The following is a 17363-nucleotide window of genomic DNA, read 5'->3' as shown; positions in this document are numbered from 1 at the left end:
GTAAGAGATATAATAGTATCTTTATTTTAACAATGGCTTATTAAAAAAATACAAAGAGTAAATTATGTTTTCTATTCTAAAATCTGATCTTGTTAACCCTTTTCAACCTATGGATGAACAGTTAAATCGAGAGTTAGATAAAACAATAACACAAGCTCTGGCAGAATTAAAACCAGACAATATTTTTGCTGATATAGATCAGTCAATCGTCTTGAGGATTATCGCTGAAGAAGATTGTGTTTTATGTGGTGCCCCTTGGGTTGATGGTTTGCTTGAAAAAATTCACTTTACGGGTAATATTCAATGGCATGCGATTGAGGGGGCAACAGTTTTAGGTGGTGATAAAATTTGCACTATTTATGGTAAAGCCAAAGAAATTATTGGAAAAGAAAAAATAATTCTAGATTTTCTAAGTTTATTTTCTTCTTTAACGACACAAGCCCGTAATTATGCAGAGCTTGTATCTGGAACTAAATCACTTTTATATTATGATTATTTGAATATTCCTGGATGTACACTATCTCAACAATATGCTGTTCATATTGGGGGGGCGCAAGGATATAGTGTTCTTGACGATGGTACATGTTTGATCAAAAGAGGGCATATCCATTTATTAAATGGAATATCTGCTGCATTAAAACAAGCACTTTGTCATTATTCTATTGATTTTATTAAGGTTGAAGTTTCTTCTTATCAAGAGCTTTCAGAGGTAGTAAAATTAGGTATCAAAAACATCAAGTTATGTTTTTTCACCCTAGAACAACTTGCACAAGCTCAAGAGCTTGTTAAAGAGAAAATAACATTAGAAGCCTATGGCAATGTCCATTTAAGTAATATTAAGCAAATAGCACAAATAGGAATTGAGCGAATTATTATGGATGATTTTGGAAAAAAAATTTCTATTATCAGTTATGCATTGTCTTATTTAGACGATTAATTTTGATCATGTAGAGTAATCTAACTCTTGTTTGTTTTTTTTGTTCTGTTATCCTACCTATTATTCATAGAAAAAGGATATAAATCATGCGGTTAAATTTTTTAACTAAAAATAAAACAACATTCGTGATGGCTGTTGCAGGGGCTGTATTAATGCTTTCAGCGCCTAAAATCATGGCAAAAGGCCAGATTTATAATAATACAGGTAAAGAAGTTGCTCATATCGATGATCGTGGGAATATCTATGATAACGTTACAGGTTTTAACGGCAGGGTAGAGCAAGATGGTTCTGTTTTTGGATCTGATAATAAATTAGTAGGGCGCGTTGATAATCGTGGTACGATTTTTGACAAAACCAATGTTCAAGTCGGTCAATATGACGCTACTAATGGAAATATCTATGACGCAAAACGTCAAGTGATTGGCCATTTACAAAAAGATGGTAATGTTTATGCGCCAGATGCTTCTTTGATCGGTAAGGTAGATCCAGGAAACATCATAGGTGCAATTATGTTGTTAAAGCATTAATTTATCAAATATTTCTTTGTTTTAGCTTATTTACGCAATATAAATGTTGCCGTAGGTAGGCTAAAACTATGATCTTCTTTAAATTTAAGATCTACTTTAACATGAGCAGGCGCTTTTGTTTGAAGTTCGATAATAGCTTGAATACAAATTTCAGATGGTTTTGTTCTGGCAATCCAGCTATCAAATTCTAAATCCAGATCACGTTGGGTGATATTCGTTAATTTTAACCCATAAACAGAAAATAGATTTGTATATTCTGATAAATTATAATTTCTGACGTGTGAATGATCTCTTAATAATTCAATCGTTTGTAAAAAACTATCAGTCGTTTTATCCAAAGAGGAAATAGTATCAATAATAACTACCGTTCCTGTTGGTTTCAAGACACGTTGAATCTCATAGATCCCCTGGGCCAGATTATGCCAATGATGACTGCTAAAACGGCTAATAACCCAATCAAATTGCTGATCAGCAAAAGGGAGGGATTCTGCAGGGGCGTTTTGGGTCGTAATATTAAATAAAGATTTTTCTTTAGCTGTTTGCTGTACAGCATCCAACATCTTTTGGCTGACGTCACAAGCAATAACACTTTTTACTAATGATGCTACATTATAGCTGACATGACCGCCTCCACACCCTAAATCTAGCACAGAAGCATTCTGTTGATTTGATAATAAATGTTTGATTTGCTCTAAATCAGGTCCAGAAGCATGAACTTGGCTACTGACATAACTGTGTGCTCTTGGGTTATATGTGTTTGCAACGTATTCTTGGGGGGTATTGGCCATAATATTAACATACTTTAAAAATTATAATTTTAAACGATCTAGTAAAGTTTGAATCATTTGCAGATAGTAATCTCCAAATAAAATATAATGCACCATTGCAGGAAAAAGTTGATAAACAGGTAAACGTTCTTGCCAGTTGGGTTCTAGTAAAGAATAGCTATTATAAAAGGCATTTGGTGGACTTCCGAATATATTTAACATAGCAATATCGACTTCGTTATGCCCAAAGTAACAGGCAGGATCAATTAAATATGGACGGTTAATATGAGTAATAATGTTACCAGACCATAAATCACCATGTAATAAAGAAATAGGAGGATTATTAGGAATATAATGACCTAAATTACGAATTAATTTTTCCAGTTGGCAAGCAATTTTGGAGGGTAAATGATCAAGAAAACAAGCAAGGCGATTATTTCCCCAGAACAAAACCCAATTATTACAAAACTGATTGGTTATTTTGACCTTACCAAAAGCGTAATCTTCTTTCCATCCATATGCGCTATGATCTATCTGATGAAGTTTATTTAAAGTAAAGGCTAGGTTTTGCCATGCATCTTTGGAGAGGCAATTTGTTTCTTGAATAGCTTCCATAATCAAAATGTTAGCATTTGCAAAAATGACTTCTGGTACGTCAATATGGTGCTCTGCTAAAAATCTTAGCATATTTCCTTCAATGACTGGGGAAAAACCATTTTTAATGACATAATTTTTTCCATCATTGGTATTAATTAATATCGTTTCTGAAAGATCACCTTGTGTTAAAGGTTGAGCTTTTTCGATTTTTTTTTTAAGTTCTTTTTCAGCAATTTCAACTAATAAAATTTTACTCATAATTTTTTCTCGAAATAATCAGCTAGACAAGTTATTCCTAAATAAATCTGATTCCATGTTACCTCGAAATCGGATTGATCCCCATAATAGGGGTCAGCAACAGCTTGTCCTTTATGATTAGGTGTATAATCCATTAACAAAGAGATCTTATGTTCACTTAGTGGAGGTGATAGTTTCTTTAATTGGCTGATATTTTTATGATCCATACCAATAATATGAGTGAAATTTAAAAAATCGTCAGGCTGAACTTGCCGACCCAGATAATGGCGAATGTCAATATTATGTCGAGCAACTTCTTTAATCGTACGTGTATCAGGGGGTTCGTTAACATGCCATCCCCCTAGCCCTGCTGAATCAATCAAAATATTAAGTTTTCTTTTATGAGTTTCAGCAATAAAAGCGGCCTCTGCCATTGGGGAACGACAAATATTACCCAGACATACAAACAGCACAGAAAAAGAAGAATGCATTTTTTGTTCCCAATTTGATCTTAAATATTTCTTAAAATATAGGCTTTTTAGATCAGATAAGTAAATTAAAAATCAAATTTTTTATTAATTTTTAAATAGAAATGAATTGATAATGTACTATTATTACAAACTTAAATCATTAGCACATTGAAATTTATTATGATTATAGATATAAGCAAACTAATATATTCAATTTAGATTTAATTAAAAGTTAGCTCTTACTTTTACGTAATAATATGTTTTATCAAACGATTATTATAAAACCTTATTATGAACTCTGGGGGATTTTAAGTGCCTGCTGGTGAAATTGTCGATCCAACCAAGGATTCAGTTAATCGTCTATGGCGTTTGTTTCTGCGGATTGGTATTCCTATTTTAGGCGTAATTTTGGTTGTGGTGGTTGTGGTTGGCGTGACACTGCATTCTTATCACAGCACAAAATCAGGAATTTTAAAACTAACTCATGTTATTTTAAAAACAGAGCAATCTCGTGTTTCTCAGGAGGTGATGAACTATCTAAGCCCTGCAACAGTCAGTAGTAAACTGGTTGTTGATATGCTGAGCCATATTCCAACTGAATATGAATCTGGCATGTTTTATACTTATGTGATGAGCAGTCTGCGTCAAACAAAGCAATTACAATCTTTTTACTTGGCTAGTGAAGATGGTAATTTTACGATGATTGAACGTGTCGTGGACAAGCCTAACGAAGTAAGAGTAATAACATTAAAAGCTGATCAGCAAGGCGGACAATTCTTAGAAGAATATGCAACAGTTGATGGTAAAAAAATCAGTAGAAAATCCCTTCCAGCAAACGCATATGACCCCAGAGATCGCTCTTGGTACAAACAAGCTATGCAAAGTGGTAAGCTTGTATGGTCACCACCAACATTAATGCCTTCCAAAAAAGGATTAGTGATTACGGCTTCCATTCCCTATAAAGATCGTGATGGTAAAAAAGGTGTTTTTGCTGTGAGTATTTCGTTGCAGCAATTAACAACATTCCTAGGTTCTTTGAGTATAAGTGAACATGCGCAAGCGATTATTGTTGATCGTCAAAAAAATGTTATTGCCTCACCGGGGTTATTATTACAATTCGGTGATAATGAATGGAGCCCTGATAAAAATAAGATTGATGCAAAGTATAATCCTGTGATTGCTCGTGCTTATGATCAATTCTTAGTAAATGGTGTTGGTATTCGTTCTTTTAAAATGGAAAAAGATGCTATTCCTGAGAAAAGCTCATTATCATCGGCAGTACCACCTCAAAGTATTGAGGGTAATTATATTAGTATTACTTCACAATTGCCAGAATCTGTTCAAAGATGGGTTGTATTAATTGTTATTCCAGAAAGTGACTTTTCTCATTTTGCTGTCACAGGGGGTAAACAAAATCTGTTATTCTCGTTACTGGTAGTGGCTTTGGCGGCAGCGATGGCTGGTGTCTTGATTTATCAAGGTCACAGAATGGATAAATTAGGGCAACGGTTTAAATATGTTAAAAACATTTCTGAACGAGAAAATAATGCTATTGAAATGATTGCTTCAACTCCAGAGGTTTTTGATCCTAGAAATGAGGCTTTGATTTTAACAGAAGGTGTATGTAACCTTGTTTCAGCGAAAAGGGTGAGTGTTTGGCATATTGCTGAAGATCAAAAAACGTTAATTTGTAATGATCTTTATACTATAGAAGATGGAAATCATGCCGAGGGAGTTCAGTATTCTATTCAAGAAATTCCAGATTTCTTCGAAGCGATTAGTGAAACAGAAACATTGCAAGTCGATGATGCGGCGAATGATTCTCGTATTGCTCAGTTTTATAAATTGTTTATGCGCTCTTCGGAAACGAAATCTGTGTTAATCACACCTGTTCTAGGTAAAAAGGGAACAATTGGTGCTGTTATTATTGAGGATACGCCTCATTTACATAGTATTAGCCATATAGCTAAGATCTTTGCTGGATTAGTCGCGATGCGTTTTGTTGCTGCACAAGTGCAATTTGAGGAACAAGACCCTGTGCATGGTAAAGATGTACAGCATGTATCAACTTCGATAGACAAACTAACGGATGATATACAAGATAATTTATCCACTTTAAAGCCAGAGGATAAAACAGAATTTTTGCTTGCCCCTGGTTCTGCACGATATAACAATATTCAATTTGAAACCCTAGATAAAGACGAGCAACAAGGGATCTATCCAGCAGTTTCGGTAATGAATATTGCCTTTAGTGGTTATTTAACTTCTGATATAGAAGAGGCATCAAAGCTAATAGCTCCTGTCAAAGAACTAGTCGTTGTTTTACAAGATATTGCTAAGAAGTATGGTTTATTCTACGTGAAAATTATGGGGGGTCATTTGGTTGCTGTTGCAGGGTGTACAAAAGAACCTGATGTAACTGCTCCTATTCGTTTGGCACATGCGGCATTAGATATGCGTGCTGCTTGTTTAGAAATGATTCCTGGTATGGGGGCAGAATCTAATTTCGGAATAGGAATGGATGTTGGGCCTGCAATTGGAACATGGTTTGGTAAAGAACCTAGAACTTTCAATTTGTGGGGACCAACTATTGGGATGTCTGCGTTAATGGCAAACATGGCAACAGATGGTGGGGCTGTACAAGTTACACAAAGTGCTTATGCATCGTTAAGAAATGATTTCTTATTTAGGCCCAGAGGGACCTTTTATATTCCAAAGGTTGGTATTTCGCATACATTTATTCTTGCTGGTAGACGATGAAGCATTTAAACGGTTTTGAACAAAAATCCTTTGAAAAACAAGATGATAAAAATCGAATAGAGACTATGCTTGCGGATTTGAATAAAGATGGCATAGATGACGTAGAGCAATATGTTAAAAATATTCGTAACCGTGAATCTCAAGAAACCCAACGTCTATCATTTCGGTTAAAAATGGTAGAAGAGGGGCGATTTGCATGGCTGCAAAAAATCGCGATTATTATCTTATGGTATCTTCTTCCTATATTATATGTTGTTGGTGAAAAAACACGCAGTTATTTTCGCTTTTTACTTGGTGTACTGGCAGCTTCATGGGGGATATTGGTGGAAAGCGCCTCGCCAATAACATGGCGCCGTACAGTAAAATATGAATTCAAAAGATCTTTGGGGCAAGTTGTTTGTGGAGGTTTTTTTAGCACTTTTTTTACGGCAACTTTGGCTGGGTTAGCTGTGGTGTCTCAAGCAATTTTTTGGTTGGGAGCCGCAGGATTAACCAAGATGACAGGGCCTATTTTAATTACCGTGCTAGTTAGAGAGGTTGCTCCTATTCTTGTGGGTATGATATTGCTTGGTCGTAATGGTATATTGACGGTTACAGAATGCAGTTTGTTGGCAATGGGAGGTCAGTTGAAATCTTTGACTACGATGGGAATTGATCCTTTTATAACCATTGTTTTACCTAGAGCATGGGCTTTCACAATCGGCAGTTTTACTCTGGGAATGATTTTTGGAACAACATCATTATTTATGGGATATGTCGTAACGTATGCTTTGGGAACAATGCAAGATTCTATATGGACTTTTTATAGTAATATTTTATCTGCAATGTCCGTAGCTGACTATGTCTTGGTTCCATTAAAGTTTGTCGTCATGGGATTTATGGTTGGAGTTGGTTCCTGTATTACTGGAATGAATGTCAAAGTTGACGACGAACCTTCCACTTTATTGCCTAAAGGTTTTACTCGTGGAATAATGTTGATTATGGTTGTTAATATTTTGTTTACGTTGGATTTTTAAAAGAATGGCAAATAAGATATTATTAGAAGTTCATGAAGCAAAACCATCTTTTGAAGAAAACTACTTGCCGCCTGTTGCGTTTAACCTAAAAGTCAGAGCAGGCGATTGTGTTATTATAGAAGCTCGTGATCTTGAAGTTGCATCTGCGTTGGCAGATTTATGCACTGGTATGGTTCTATTAAGAGAAGGCAGCGTACATTTTAAAGGTTTAGATTGGTTTGCTTTAAAAGAACCACGTTTATCGGCTCTGCGGGGGAATATTGGTCGCGTCTTCCAAAGGAGTGGATGGATGGATATGTATTCTATTGCGATTAATATATTACTACCTTCGTTGCACCATACAAATATTGATGAAGAAAAACTGGCAGATCAAGCAATGGTTTTGTGTCATAGATTTGGATTGCCAGGGCTTCCTATGGATACTCCAAGGGAGGCAACAGTGATTGATTTGGCACGCGCAGCATGTGTACGTGCTTTGTTAGGAAAACCTGACTTGTTAATATTAGAATATCCAGCAGAAGGATCCTCTGCTGAATTAATGTCTCCTTTACTTGAGATGTTAAATACTGCACAAAATAGAGGGGTGGGTATTCTTTGTTTTACTCGCCAACTAAGTTTGTGGGATGATTACAAAGAACGTGTAACGCAATGGATGCGTTTACAAGAAAAAGGTTTAACCTCAATACGGCTGGGATGAAATGTTTAATAGTAAACGATATACAAAAACACGGCAGCTATTTCAGTTAAGATACGCCAATGAATGGACGGGTGGGCTGGTATTACTCTGTTTATTGGCATTTGTTGGGGCCGTCATTGAGGCTGGCGTTCTAAGAGATTGGATGACGCCCGCATCAGAACTGAATATTATATTGCCTCAGACTGGGGTGGATAATTTATCTGTGGGTGATAATGTTGAGGTTTTTGGGATTAATGCAGGAACAATTAAAAAAATCAATGTTAATTCTGACGGTGGGTTGTCCGCTGTTGCGGCGATTGATCCCCAATTAACCACGTTTATTCGTAGAGATAGTCAAGCAACCATTAAAAGGCAATTTGCAGTCGCTGGGGCTGCATATGTTTCCATTACTCGTGGGTATAGCACAAAATTAAATTGGAAATATGCTGTATTGGTAGCCAAGACAGAACCAAACCCTGCTGATCAAATTTCTCAAATGGTTATGCAAATTCATGAACGTATTGTGCCAACAATGGACAGTGCTAAAAATATGATGGCATCTTTGGAGATGATTGTAGAGGGTATTCAACAAGGTAAGGGAACTGTTGGTCAGCTAGTGAATAATGATGAGCTTATACGTCGTGCTGAAAATATGGTTCAAACTTTGAATAATATTATTGATCAATTACAACCGATCGAAGAAAATCTTAATCATGTTGTAAAACATGCTGACCAAATGGTTGTTAATTTCGGTAAAGTTTCTAAAGATCTTTCCAAAGCTTCTCCTAATTTGGTACCTATTACGAAAAATCTAGTTCCAATTAGTAAGAATGTTAAAAATACAACTGAACAATTGCCAGCGATGATGATTCAGCTACAGTCAACCGTGGCAGATTTGCAAAAATTAATTGTCCAAGTCAAAGGTCTATGGTTGTTAGGTGGAAATGGTAAAGAACCACGTAAATCGAAACGTTTACCTGCACGAGAGGTCAGACCATGAGGATATTATATAAAAACTTTACCATATTAATCCCTCTTTTACTTGGAATGGCAGGTTGTGGCGGTACAGAGCCTCCTGAACCGACACGAGATGACCCTTTTGATCGTACGATGGATGTAGCGGACGAAGCAGTTTATTATGATCAATTGCAACAAGCAGAGATAAATTATAAAAAATCGTTTGATTATGCTTTGACTAGTGATGACGTTGCTAATATTGATGACGCTGGGTATAATCTAGCGACTATACAGTTAGGTTTAAATAATACTCAGGACGCACTGCAAACGGTTGTGCTAACAAATAATGAGTTGCGTATAAGAGGGCAAGAAAATAGCTCTCAACTTGATCTTGTCAGAGCAGCAATTTTATATCGTATGAACCGTTTAACTGAGGCAGCTCAAGCAGCACTAATGGCTGAGAAAAGTAAGCATGAAGATATTCAAGAACGTTCTTATTTTTTATCAGCGTTAATTGTAAATGATCAAGGAGATATAAATGCCCTTGGCCAATATGTACAAAAACTTGATCAGCTTTTGATTAATGGAAAACCCAAAAAAGAAGAAGAAAAAAGCTGGAAGGCTGATCAACAAGAACTGCACGCTTTGTTATCTTATAAACAAGGGCAATACCCTCAGGCCATGACTGCAGCCAAAACAGCGCAAGATATACGACGTGAACAAGTTGAATATCGAGCTATGGTCAGAACATTGGCATTACAGGGGCAGATTAGTGAGGCGATGAAGGATTTTGTTGCGGCTGCTCAGTTTTATGTGAGAGCAGGAAAAAGTGCTTTATTGTTAAAAGATTATCCTGATGCTAAAAAATATTTGGATCGTGCAACCAGTTTGCATGCTGACCCGATAACTTATCAATTGGCTTCTGATGCTTTGCTTGTTTTAACTAAAAAAACAAAGAAAACATCAGAATAGGTTTATTATATCGTGGTAATCGTTATGAATGACTACTGCGATCTTTGATTACAAAAGCTGCTACTGTTAAATAGAACCATGCAAAAATAAGGGTGCTGCCACCCATAGGTGCAATGGGTAGGAGTGGTGGATGATTACCTGTCATAGCTGTATAGAACACAGCGCCACAAAATAACCAAAGCCCCAAATTAAAAGTAAATCCAACAATGTTCAAATGTATGGATGGTTGCCAAATTTTTTGTAAGATTGAAATTCCAATTAATGCTAGGCTATGAATAAATAAGATCGTATCCGCGATACGTGTCATATCCCTGCCAGCACCGACAAAATAACTGTCAGGAAGGTGAGAGGTAAGAGAAGACAAAATAACAGCAGTCATCCCATAAAAAGCGCCAGTTGCTAGCCAAAGGCGAGTAGAGAAAAAAGATGTCTTAGAAGTCATATGATAATAACCAGTATTATAACGAAGAAATAACCCATTTTTAAAAAAATTCTAAAAATAGTCAAGTTGATGAGAATAATTATTATTCTAAATAAATATTGATCGACTTTAATAATACGAAATATTATTCAAAATGATATAAAAAATATGAGATTATTAAAAATACAAGTTTAATCAAGTTATATTAGTAGTTAAGAATAAAGAGAAAGTTGCTGATAATGTCAAAAATGATTTTAAAAGAAACGAGCACAATATATAAAGGACATTCTAAGTTAGAATTGGCGCAAATGCTCCAACAATATGATGATGGTCAAGAAGTATTATTATCAAGAGAAGTTTTGAAAGCACGTGATAGTGTGGTTGTTTTACTCTATCGTCAAGATACAAAGCAATTAGTTTTTACGTCTCAATGGCGTGCTCCGATTGTCTTTTGTGGAGATCAACGCCCAGTTATTGAAGCTTGTGCGGGTAATATTGATCAAGAGGATTTTGATTCTCATCCACAAGATGTTCTTGCCGCAGCCAATATTGCCGTTATAAGAGAAGTGCAAGAAGAAACAGGGTGGCATATTGCCAAGCTTGATTATTTATATGCTTTGTATAGTTGCCCAGGCATATCAACCGAGAAATTATACTATTACATTGCTTGCGTTGACAAAAGAATACAACAAGGTGGTGGTCTTCGTTCTGAAGGTGAAGATATTTTTGTTCTTGAAATGAGTTTGTCGGAAGCCATTGAAAAAGTAAAAAATGAAGAGATTATTGATTTAAAGACTGTTGCCCTTATTCAATATTTACAAATTCATAAGGCAGTTTATTTGGAATAATTATCAGAATTGATGATATTTAAAGGGACGTTTGCATTCCACTCGTTTTCGTGTATGGTAGGTAAAAGAGAGTATAGTTACCTATTTGCTATAAGAAAAATGGTAACAAAGAATGATAGGTATTTTTTTATTCTTTGATATAATGGTGACTATGAATAACGTATTATTTTATACAGATTATTATCTCAACCTATTCAACACTAATTATTTAAGGGTTTAAACGTGGTATTTCGTCGAGATCTTTTACGTTCAGCTGCAGGTATTTCTCTAGCCAGTATGGTAGGTGAAGCTGTGCAAGGTTCAATCATTCCTCAGGCTATGGCTGCTGATGCCAAGTCCAGTGATGGGGAAAAAGGGAAACCTTTTGATCAAACAACCGTACGGCAATTAGCCCGTGAAATAGCAAAAAAATCTTATAGCGCCCCAAGTGATAAGTTACCAGATGCGATTGATAAGTTAGATTTTGATGGATTTCGCAGTGTTGAATTTAAGCCAGAAAGTGCTTTATGGCGTGGCAGTAATTTAAATTTTGAAGTACAATTTTTTCCCCGAGGTTTTTTGTATAGGCCTCGAATAGATATCTATGAAGTGGTTGATGGTGTTTCTACACCTGTTACCTACAGCCCAGATATGTTCAATTACAGAAATCCTAAATTTCGTGTTGAAGACAATTTAGGATTTTCTGGCTTTAAGCTTATGACCAAGCTTAATCAAAACGATGTTATGGAAGAATTTGCGGTCTTTTTAGGGGCTTCTTATTTCCGTGCAGTTGCCAAAGGCCAACAATATGGATTGTCTGCACGCGGTTTTGCTAAGGGGACAGCGGACCCTCAAGGAGAGGAATTTCCACTATTCAGAGCTTTTTGGATTGTAAGGCCAACATCTGGAATTGAATCTCTGGTGATATACGCATTGTTGGATAGTCCTTCTTTGGCTGGGGCTTTTAAGTTCACAATTCGTCCTGGTGAAACAACAACTTTTGATGTGGAAAGTTATTTTTATCCACGCAAAACCATTGGTAATGGTGGTATTGCGCCATTAACAGGAATGTTTTATTTTGATGCTAATAATCGTAATCATGTGGATGATTGGCGCCCAGCAGCGCATGATAGTGAAGGGCTGTTAATCTGGACAGGAACTGGAGAGCAGATATGGAGACCATTAAATAATCCTGTTGATTTACAATATTCTGTTTTTTCTGATACAGCCCCAAAAGGTTTCGGCTTAATGCAGCGTAAGCGTGATTTTTCTCAATATGAAGATTTGGCGTTGCATTATGAGTTGCGTCCATCTTTATGGGTGGAACCAGTCGGTGAGTGGCAATCGGGCAGTGTAAATCTAGTTGAAATCCCAACACCAAGTGAAGTTAATGATAATATTGTTGCTTTTTGGCGCCCTAAACAACCTTTTAAAGAAGGTGGAGAATATTCATTTACTTATCGCTTGTATTGGGGATGGGATAATCCATGGAGCTCAGATTTAGCCAGAGTGGCAGCAACTCGTGTAGGGGCTGTTGTTGATAAGCCAGATGTTCGTTTTTTCTGTGTTGATTTCTTTGATGGACCTTTAAATCGTTATCCTACAAATAAACAACTAACTTTAAACGTTACAAGTTCTGCGGGTAAAGTAAGTAATATAGTTGTCGAGGCTAATCCAGCGTCACATGGATGGAGAACGACTTTTGAATTTGCACCAGAGAGTGCGAAAACAGCAGAATTAAAATGTGTGTTAATGGATGGTGACAATCCGATTTCTGAAAAATGGTTGTATCGTTGGACCGCTTAATCTTTTCTATATACTAGAAAAAAAAGCCTGGATAAATTACATCCAGGCTTTTTATTTTTAAGACAAGTCGTTCAACCATTTTTTTGCGATATCTCGCGCATATTTAAAGTCAGAGCAATAAGTTAATCTGCCTTTTATTTTATATAACCCAGCACGTTTTAAGGCTAAAATCATCTCTGTGGAAGCACCAACAAAAATCAAAGATTGTTTATTGTTAAAAATTTGTTTTTTTATGGATTGCAAACCTGATATCGTCGTTCCGTCAATGCTAATGACATCTTTCATATCCAAAATTAATATTTTTTTATGTAAATTGTCATAGGATTTAAAAGAAGCAATAGTTCTTTCTGCGACGCCAAAAAATAATGGTCCATTAATATCAAAAACAACAACCTCATTTGTTATTTCATCAAGCTCTGGATGGTTTTCAATCATAGAAGTTTTTGATGCATGGGTCATACTGCGAATAAACAATACAGCAGATAGAGCAACACCGACTGCAACTGCAATCACCATGTCAAACACAATAGTTAATCCAAAACAAATTAACAAAATACTAACATCACTGCGCGGCGAGGTTTTTATTGTTTTAATACAATGTTTTGCCTCGCTCATATTCCATGCCACTATGAATAATAAAGCTCCAAGGGATGCCATGGGAACATATCCGAGTAAGGAGGCGAAAAGGACAACAGCTAATAACACAAAAATTGAGTGAATAATAGCTGCAATAGGAGACCTCGCACCACTACGAATACTAGTTGCAGTTCTTGCTATAGCAGCTGTTGCAGTAATCCCCCCAAAAAGAGGTGCTATAATATTTCCCAACCCTTGTCCGATTAACTCAGCATTTGGATTATGTTTTGTGTCGGTAAGTTCATCTGCAATGACTGCGCATAATAAAGATTCAATTGCTCCTAAGGTAGCAATGGCAAATGCTGGCCCTATAAGCGCATGAATAAGTTTAAAACTAATGACTAAAGGCTGTCCGTCAGGACCAGGTAAAGCCCACGGCATGACTAATGAAGGAGGAATAGGAGGAATACCATTACCGTCTATTCCATTGGCGTGCCAAGTAAAGCTAGAAGCAATTGTTTTGATATCGGCGCCATTAACGCTATTATTGATAAAATAAGCCACTATTCCACCAACAATAAGCCCAACGAGAGGTGCAGGAAGGGGAATTTTAAATTTAGGCCACATAATAAGCAAGATGAGCGTAAATAAACCAACACCCATTTCATAAGGGTTGATAGTGCCTAAAGAAGAAAAAATTATACCAAGATTACTAAGGAAATCATCACCAAGTTTTTCTGTACGTAGTCCAAGAAAGTCAGGAATTTGTAAAATAGCAATAATAATTGCAATACCAGCAGTAAAACCCAAAACAACAGGATAGGGGACAAAACGTATTAATTGTCCCATTTTGCTAATTCCCATTAAAAGCAGAATAATTCCCGCCATAATGGTTGCTAAAAGCAATCCACCAATTCCATAATCTTTAACAATAGGAAACAAAATAACGACAAAAGCAGCTGTTGGACCTGAAATATTAAACTTAGATCCCCCAGTTAATGCAATAAGTGCACCAGCAACAATGGCTGTATATAATCCATGTTCTGGTGGAACACCTGTTGCGATCGCTAATGCCATGGAAAGAGGAACAGCAACCGTTCCAATTGTTAATCCAGCTAGTGCATCATGTTTAAAATCAGAAAAGGAATATCCTTTACGAAAAGTTTCAATTATTCCCGTAGCAATAGGGGGAATTTTAATTATAGCTTTTTTATTTTGCATATAAAATCCTCGTTATAAGTGCGTCATAGATGATTATTTTCAAGAAGAACTGCAGAAACGAGACTTCAATCATGTAAAAATGGTAACAAGAATTTTTTTAAAAAAAAAGATAATTATTCTTAATATCAAATAAAAAATATTGTGAATTAAGAAAATAATAAATTTACTTTATATTATGCTGTCGTTGGCTTATAAAAGACAGTTACTGTTTTATTTAATATAGGAGATAAAAACTACTTATGACTGAACTTAATAATGTTTCGGGTCATAGCCAGGAAGAGAAAGTGAATAAGAATAATTTATCTGAAAACAAAAGATCAGACCAATCTATGTTCATAGCTTTGCCTCCTGATACTCCTATAGATATGCCAGTACAGAATTTACAGGCAAATCCAAACCTCTATGGCAGATCAAAAAAGATAGCAACGCAAGCACCAAATGTTTTGCTGAGACGGCTTTTTATTTTTATTGTCTCTATTTCTTTAACTGTATATGCATCTTATGAAATGAATTTGGTGTTTAATAGTTTTGGAATGACGGCTTTAGGGTTAATGATCCTTGTTATTTTTACCATTTTATTTTTCTGGATTGCATTTTCTTTTGCCTCTTCTTTGGGAGGGTTTATAGAACAGCTTAGCAAAAAAGGTGGGCTTTCTTTAGGTATTGATCCTAAGGAACCCTTGCCTGCATTGCACAAGAAAACAGCAGTTTTAATGCCGACTTATAATGAGGATCCTCATCGTGTATTAGCTGGATTAAAAGCGATCTATGATAGTATTCAGGCTACAGGTCAAGGTGAGCATTTCGATTTCTTTATTTTGTCCGATACAACGAACCCAGATGTTTGGGTAGAGGAAGAGGCTGCTTTTTTACGTTTTCGCGAGCAAACAAAAGGTCATAACCATATTTTTTATCGCAGACGTTATAAAAATACAGACCGTAAGGCAGGAAATTTAGCCGAGTGGGTGCGTAGGTTTGGTGGTGGGTATGATCATATGTTAACCCTTGATGCTGATAGCTTAATGGAAGGGGATACTATTGTTCGTATATGCTCTGCCATGGAAAGGCATGATGGGGTTGGTTTAATTCAGACTTTGCCTGTGATTGTAAATGGAACGACTTTGTTTGCCAGATTACAACAATTTGCAGGCCGTGTTTATGGTCCTACGATTGCGTATGGTTTGGCATGGTGGCATGGTTCAGAAAGTAATTATTGGGGACATAATGCGGTTATACGTGTTAAAGCTTTTGCTGAACAAGCAGGAATGCCTCATTTACCAGCTGTGCGTAAGCCTTTTGGCGGTATGATTATGAGTCATGATTTTGTCGAGGCAGCATTAATGCGTCGTGGACGCTGGGCTATTCATATGGTGCCTGCATTACACGGCTCTTATGAAGAAAGCCCTCCATCCTTAACCGATATCGCAGTGAGAGATCGACGTTGGTGTCAAGGAAATTTACAACATGCGATGATTATTCCAACTAAAAAACTTAGTTGGATAAGTCGTATCCATATGCTTACGGGAATTGGGGCTTATGCTATGTCCCCTTTGTGGTTATTATTCTTGTTAGTAGGAATTATGGTTTCTTTGCAAGCTTTGTTTGTGAAACCAGAATATTTTACAGGCACAGATAGAGTATTATTTCCAAATTGGCCTCAAGTCGATCCTGTTTTGGCGAAATATGTGTTTATTTTAACCATGCTTGTCTTATTAGCTCCCAAAATTTTGGCATGGATTGCTTTGTTATTTAATGAAGACTTGCGTAAAGGGTGTGGTGGTGCAACCAAAGCATTGTCTTCAATTTTTCTTGAAACATTTATTGGTGGATTAATTGCGCCGATTGCAATGTTAATTCAAACAACGGCTGTTACTTCTATTTTACTAGGATATGATTCAGGATGGAATGCCCAGCGCAGAGACGTTGGACATATTCCATTTAAAGATGTGGTGCGCGATTATTGGCGCCATATGGCTTTTGGGGTCATTATGGGATTAGGAGCGTGGGAGGTTTCTACATCTTTATTCTTTTGGATGACACCTGTATTACTAGGTTTATTACTTGCCATTCCACTGGTATGGGTGACTTCTAGTCAACGTTTTGGTGTTTTTTGTATGAAAATAGGGCTGTTAATCATACCAGAAGAAACTGCTCGCCCTGATATTTTACGACGTGATAGGATAGAGAAAAGAAGAGTGATGGATATGGAGGTGCAAGATGCATTTTCAACATTACTCAGTAATCCCAAGTTAATTGCGTTACATATAGCTTTATTACCAGCTGAACGCTCAAAAGGTGATCCTATTAATGCAGATTATTTGGTGGGAATGGTCAAATTAAAAGAGTCTGACAGTCAAGAGCAAGCTATGCAAGCATTAACAAGCAATGAAAAATCAGCATTGCTAGGAAGTCGTAAAGCTATTGAAAGGTTTTTAAATCTTCCGTATTTCTCTTAAATTAAAATAGCTTGCTATAGAATTTATATAATTTTAGCAAGCTATTTTTGGATATAATATTTTAGGATAATCAAAAGTTATTATTTATATTATTCAAATTAGAGCATTCTAAAACAACAATATCATATTGATCTATATAT

Annotated in this window: 15 protein-coding genes; 10 read left to right on the top strand and 5 right to left on the bottom strand. The window is 36.2% G+C overall.

All coding sequences use genetic code 11. The features are described 5' to 3' along the window. The first annotated feature begins 64 nt into the window (after positions 1 to 64). Both QMN76_RS03015 and QMN76_RS03010 read left to right on the top strand, forming a co-directional pair. A complete protein-coding gene (locus tag QMN76_RS03015; protein WP_034336525.1) occupies positions 65 to 937 on the top strand; it encodes a nicotinate-nucleotide diphosphorylase in 873 nt (290 codons plus the stop codon). Positions 938 to 1023: 86 nt separating this feature from the next. After that, positions 1024 to 1464 carry a 5-fold beta-flower protein gene (locus tag QMN76_RS03010; protein ID WP_034336528.1) on the top strand — a complete coding sequence of 147 codons (441 nt, stop codon included), beginning with the start codon at positions 1024 to 1026 and terminating at the stop codon, positions 1462 to 1464. A 26-nt stretch (positions 1465 to 1490) separates the two neighbouring features. On the opposite strand, the gene QMN76_RS03005 is transcribed toward QMN76_RS03010, so the two are convergent. The 3 genes from QMN76_RS03005 to QMN76_RS02995 are packed head-to-tail and all read right to left on the bottom strand — an operon-like array spanning position 1491 to position 3556. Further along, positions 1491 to 2252: a class I SAM-dependent methyltransferase gene (locus tag QMN76_RS03005; protein WP_282023809.1), complete on the bottom strand. Its 762-nt coding sequence runs from the start codon at positions 2250 to 2252 to the stop codon at positions 1491 to 1493. 21 nt (positions 2253 to 2273) lie between these two features. Further along, positions 2274 to 3086 carry a fructosamine kinase family protein gene (locus QMN76_RS03000; RefSeq protein ID WP_282023810.1) on the bottom strand — a complete coding sequence of 271 codons (813 nt, stop codon included), beginning with the start codon at positions 3084 to 3086 and terminating at the stop codon, positions 2274 to 2276. Then, a complete protein-coding gene (locus QMN76_RS02995) occupies positions 3083 to 3556 on the bottom strand; it encodes a low molecular weight protein-tyrosine-phosphatase (protein ID WP_282023811.1) in 474 nt (157 codons plus the stop codon). Before QMN76_RS02995 ends, QMN76_RS03000 begins: the two co-directional genes overlap by 4 nt. 291 nt (positions 3557 to 3847) lie before the next feature. Here QMN76_RS02995 and QMN76_RS02990 point away from each other — a divergent pair, with 291 nt between their 5' ends. Genes QMN76_RS02990 through QMN76_RS02970 form a run of 5 tightly spaced genes read left to right on the top strand, consistent with a single transcriptional unit; the run spans position 3848 to position 9916 of the window. After that, positions 3848 to 6295, top strand: coding sequence for a cache domain-containing protein (locus tag QMN76_RS02990; RefSeq protein WP_282023812.1), 2448 nt, complete (start codon positions 3848 to 3850; stop codon positions 6293 to 6295). Continuing rightward, entirely contained in the window at positions 6292 to 7311 is a 1020-nt protein-coding gene (locus QMN76_RS02985) for an MlaE family ABC transporter permease (protein WP_034336539.1), read from the top strand. The genes QMN76_RS02990 and QMN76_RS02985 overlap by 4 nt, the downstream gene beginning before the upstream one ends. Positions 7312 to 7315: 4 nt before the next feature. After that, positions 7316 to 8008 (top strand): P-loop NTPase family protein, encoded by a 693-nt coding sequence (locus QMN76_RS02980; protein ID WP_282023813.1) that lies wholly within the window; start codon positions 7316 to 7318, stop codon positions 8006 to 8008. Between the two features lies 1 nt (position 8009). After that, positions 8010 to 8987: an MlaD family protein gene (locus tag QMN76_RS02975; RefSeq protein WP_282023814.1), complete on the top strand. Its 978-nt coding sequence runs from the start codon at positions 8010 to 8012 to the stop codon at positions 8985 to 8987. Further along, entirely contained in the window at positions 8984 to 9916 is a 933-nt protein-coding gene (locus QMN76_RS02970; protein WP_282023815.1) for a tetratricopeptide repeat protein, read from the top strand. Before QMN76_RS02975 ends, QMN76_RS02970 begins: the two co-directional genes overlap by 4 nt. Positions 9917 to 9938: 22 nt before the next feature. Here the strand turns inward: QMN76_RS02970 and QMN76_RS02965 are convergent, their stop codons facing one another. Then, the gene (locus QMN76_RS02965; RefSeq protein ID WP_282023816.1) at positions 9939 to 10358 is read right to left on the bottom strand and encodes a DUF423 domain-containing protein; all 420 of its coding nucleotides are present in this window, start codon (positions 10356 to 10358) and stop codon (positions 9939 to 9941) included. A 218-nt stretch (positions 10359 to 10576) separates the two neighbouring features. Between QMN76_RS02965 and QMN76_RS02960 the strand changes: the two genes are divergently transcribed. Both QMN76_RS02960 and QMN76_RS02955 read left to right on the top strand, forming a co-directional pair. Next, complete coding sequence (locus QMN76_RS02960; protein WP_282023817.1) at positions 10577 to 11185, top strand: NUDIX hydrolase; 609 nt, start codon at positions 10577 to 10579, stop codon at positions 11183 to 11185. 276 nt (positions 11186 to 11461) lie between these two features. Further along, positions 11462 to 12970, top strand: coding sequence for an OpgD/OpgG family glucan biosynthesis protein (locus QMN76_RS02955; protein ID WP_051461965.1), 1509 nt, complete (start codon positions 11462 to 11464; stop codon positions 12968 to 12970). Between the two features lie 57 nt (positions 12971 to 13027). Here the strand turns inward: QMN76_RS02955 and dauA are convergent, their stop codons facing one another. Further along, positions 13028 to 14767, bottom strand: a complete 1740-nt coding sequence (gene dauA / locus QMN76_RS02950; RefSeq protein ID WP_282023818.1) for a C4-dicarboxylic acid transporter DauA — start codon at positions 14765 to 14767, stop codon at positions 13028 to 13030. A 239-nt stretch (positions 14768 to 15006) separates the two neighbouring features. Between dauA and mdoH the strand changes: the two genes are divergently transcribed. After that, positions 15007 to 17223: a glucans biosynthesis glucosyltransferase MdoH gene (gene mdoH, locus QMN76_RS02945; RefSeq protein ID WP_282023819.1), complete on the top strand. Its 2217-nt coding sequence runs from the start codon at positions 15007 to 15009 to the stop codon at positions 17221 to 17223. Positions 17224 to 17363: the final 140 nt, after the last annotated feature.

The sequence above is a fragment of the Commensalibacter papalotli (ex Botero et al. 2024) genome (assembly GCF_947179115.1).
GTDB lineage: Bacteria > Pseudomonadota > Alphaproteobacteria > Acetobacterales > Acetobacteraceae > Commensalibacter > Commensalibacter papalotli.
The sequence above is the reverse complement of the archived record's forward strand: the minus strand, read 5'-3'. Positions and strand labels throughout refer to the sequence as shown.

Coding starts and splice junctions, on each gene's coding strand:
- mdoH (WP_282023819.1), top strand. CDS start 15,007: ATGACTGAACTTAATAATGTTTCGGGTCATAGCCAGGAAGAGAAAGTG.
- QMN76_RS03015 (WP_034336525.1), top strand. CDS start 65: ATGTTTTCTATTCTAAAATCTGATCTTGTTAACCCTTTTCAACCTATG.
- QMN76_RS02975 (WP_282023814.1), top strand. CDS start 8,010: ATGTTTAATAGTAAACGATATACAAAAACACGGCAGCTATTTCAGTTA.
- QMN76_RS02960 (WP_282023817.1), top strand. CDS start 10,577: ATGTCAAAAATGATTTTAAAAGAAACGAGCACAATATATAAAGGACAT.
- QMN76_RS02980 (WP_282023813.1), top strand. CDS start 7,316: ATGGCAAATAAGATATTATTAGAAGTTCATGAAGCAAAACCATCTTTT.
- QMN76_RS03000 (WP_282023810.1), bottom strand. CDS start 3,086: ATGAGTAAAATTTTATTAGTTGAAATTGCTGAAAAAGAACTTAAAAAA.
- QMN76_RS02970 (WP_282023815.1), top strand. CDS start 8,984: ATGAGGATATTATATAAAAACTTTACCATATTAATCCCTCTTTTACTT.
- QMN76_RS02965 (WP_282023816.1), bottom strand. CDS start 10,358: ATGACTTCTAAGACATCTTTTTTCTCTACTCGCCTTTGGCTAGCAACT.
- QMN76_RS02995 (WP_282023811.1), bottom strand. CDS start 3,556: ATGCATTCTTCTTTTTCTGTGCTGTTTGTATGTCTGGGTAATATTTGT.
- QMN76_RS02985 (WP_034336539.1), top strand. CDS start 6,292: ATGAAGCATTTAAACGGTTTTGAACAAAAATCCTTTGAAAAACAAGAT.
- QMN76_RS03005 (WP_282023809.1), bottom strand. CDS start 2,252: ATGGCCAATACCCCCCAAGAATACGTTGCAAACACATATAACCCAAGA.
- QMN76_RS03010 (WP_034336528.1), top strand. CDS start 1,024: ATGCGGTTAAATTTTTTAACTAAAAATAAAACAACATTCGTGATGGCT.
- dauA (WP_282023818.1), bottom strand. CDS start 14,767: ATGCAAAATAAAAAAGCTATAATTAAAATTCCCCCTATTGCTACGGGA.
- QMN76_RS02955 (WP_051461965.1), top strand. CDS start 11,462: ATGGTAGGTGAAGCTGTGCAAGGTTCAATCATTCCTCAGGCTATGGCT.